At 75.8% G+C, this 2091-nt stretch carries 3 protein-coding genes; 1 reads left to right on the forward strand and 2 read right to left on the reverse strand.

What is annotated here, in order from left to right:
• The coding region (locus tag ACFW1I_RS38300) for a hypothetical protein (RefSeq protein ID WP_384678782.1) at positions 1 to 296 on the forward strand (296 nt) is incomplete at its 5' end.
• A 64-nt stretch (positions 297 to 360) separates the two neighbouring features.
• On the opposite strand, the gene ACFW1I_RS38305 is transcribed toward ACFW1I_RS38300, so the two are convergent.
• Positions 361 to 531 (reverse strand): hypothetical protein, encoded by a 171-nt coding sequence (locus ACFW1I_RS38305; protein ID WP_384678785.1) that lies wholly within the window; start codon positions 529 to 531, stop codon positions 361 to 363.
• Positions 532 to 608: 77 nt separating this feature from the next.
• On the reverse strand, positions 609 to 2015 hold the full coding sequence (locus ACFW1I_RS38310; protein WP_384678788.1) for a GH1 family beta-glucosidase: 1407 nt from the start codon (positions 2013 to 2015) through the stop codon (positions 609 to 611).
• Between the last annotated feature and the right edge of the window lie 76 nt (positions 2016 to 2091).

A 2091-nucleotide genomic window follows, 5' to 3' on the forward strand; every position in this document is an offset into this window, starting at 1 on the left:
GGCTCATCGCCGCGCTGCCCGCGCTCGGCGGCCTGACCGTCCTGGCCGAGCCCGTCCTGGGCGGCCTGGTCCTCGCGATCGGGCTGGGGCTGCTCTGGATGTCGCCGCTGTGGACCACCCGGCACAAGCGGATCGGCACCGCCACGGCGGTGGCCGTGCCGGCGCTCCTGCTGCTCGGCGGGCTGATGCTCGCCGGGGGCCGGATCGGCCTTCTGGAGCTGCTGCTGATCGGCGTGTTCCTGGTCGCCGTGCCGGCCGCCGGCGCGCTGGTCCTGCTGCGGGCCCTCCGGGACTGACCCGGCGACCCCGACGACAACGACCACGACCGAGACCACCCCTGCGGTGGCGACCGCGCCGGGCCTACTCCTCGCGCTGGAACTCGACTTCGGCGCGTTCCGCGTCGAGGGCGGCCTGCGCGTGGTTGTAGAGGTCGTGGACGAACGCCTTGGCGTCCTCCGGCGAGATGCCGGTCCCGAGGGCGAGCAGTCGTTCGGTCCAGGCGGCGAGCGGGTCGCCCTGCTCTTCGGCCATGACGTCTCCTTCGGTCCTTCTCGGCCCGGTCCTCCTTCCATCGTCCGCCGCGCCCGGGCCGCCCGCAATCGCCCGGTTCAGGCCCCGCCGCGCACCCGGAGGGCCGTGTCGCGGAGCCACCGGGCGCTGCGCTTGGGGATGCGCGCCTGGGTCGCGTAGTCGACGCGGACGAGGCCGAAGCGCTGGGCGTAGCCGTAGGCCCACTCGAAGTTGTCGAGGAGCGACCAGGCGAGGTAGCCGCGGACGTCGGCGCCGACCTCGCGGGCGCGGGCGACGGCGGCGAGGTGGGCGGAGAGGTAGGCGGTGCGGTCCCGGTCGTCGACGTACCCGGCGGCGTCCGGGACGTCGTCGTAGGCGGCGCCGCTCTCGGTGACGACCATGGGGGTGCCGGGGTAGTCGCGGGCGATGCGGAGCAGCAGGGCGGTGAGGTCGTGGGGCATGACCTCCCAGCCGAGGCCGGTGACGGGCAGCCCGCCGTGCGGGAGGCCGCGGGTGACGGGGCGGCCCTGGGCGTCGCTGGTGGAGCCGTGCTCGTCGGTCCCCGAACTGCGCATGGAGCGGTAGTAGTTGACGCCGAGCGTGTCGATGCGGGTGGCGATGGTGTCCAGGTCGCCGTCGCGGACCGGGATGTCGACGCCGTGCACGGCGAGGTCGGCGACGAGGTCGTCCGGGTAGCCGCCGCGCAGGATCGGGTCGAGGTAGAAGCGGAACCCGAAGGCGTCGGCGCGGCGGGCGGCCTCGCGGTCGGCCGGGCTGTCGGTGGCCGGGGCGCTGGTGCCGAGGAGGTGGGTGACGGCGAGGTCGAGCGGGTGCCGGGCGTCGGCGCGCAGTCGGCGGGCGGCGAGGCCGTGGGCGAGGTGGAGGTGGTGGACGGCGGCGACGCCGTCGGCGAGGGACCGCCCGCCGGGCGCGTGGACGCCTTCGACGTGCCCGAGGACCGCCGAGCAGAACGGCTCGTTGAGCGTGGTCCAGTGGGTGACGCGGTCGCCGAGCCGGTCGTGGACGAGGGCGGCGTAGTCGGCGAAGCGGTGGGCGGTGTCCCGGGCGGGCCAGCCGCCGGCGTCCTGGAGCTCCTGGGGCAGGTCCCAGTGGTAGAGGGTGAGCCAGGGGGTGATGCCGCGGCCGAGGAGTTCGTCGACGAGCCGGTCGTAGAAGGCGAGCCCCTTCGGGTGGGCGGGACCGCGCCCGCCGGGCTGCACGCGCGGCCAGGAGACGGAGAAACGGTACGTGTCGAGCCCGAGGTCCGCCATGAGGGCGACGTCCTCGGGCATGCGGCGGTAGTGGTCGCAGGCCGTGTCGCCGGTGTCGCCGTTGTCGATCGCGCCGGGCACGCGGCAGAAGGTGTCCCAGATGGAGGCGGTCCGGCCGTCCTCGGCCGCCGCGCCCTCGATCTGGTACGCGGAGGTGGCGGCGCCGATGCGGAAGCCGGGCGGGAGTCGGGCGATCAGGGCGTCGTCGTCGGGGAAGCGGGCGTCGGCGGTCATGGGTGGGTGCTCTCTCCGGTGGCAGCGGTACGGGGGGGGGGGCGGGGGGCGGCGCGGGGCGGGGGGGGGGCCCCGC

Source organism: Streptomyces sp. NPDC058955 (genome assembly GCF_042741435.1).
Taxonomy (GTDB): domain Bacteria; phylum Actinomycetota; class Actinomycetes; order Streptomycetales; family Streptomycetaceae; genus Streptomyces.

Excerpts from the sequence above, each read along its gene's own strand:
- ACFW1I_RS38305 (WP_384678785.1), bottom strand. The coding sequence starts at position 531 with ATGGCCGAAGAGCAGGGCGACCCGCTCGCCGCCTGGACCGAACGACTG.
- ACFW1I_RS38310 (WP_384678788.1), bottom strand. The coding sequence starts at position 2,015 with ATGACCGCCGACGCCCGCTTCCCCGACGACGACGCCCTGATCGCCCGA.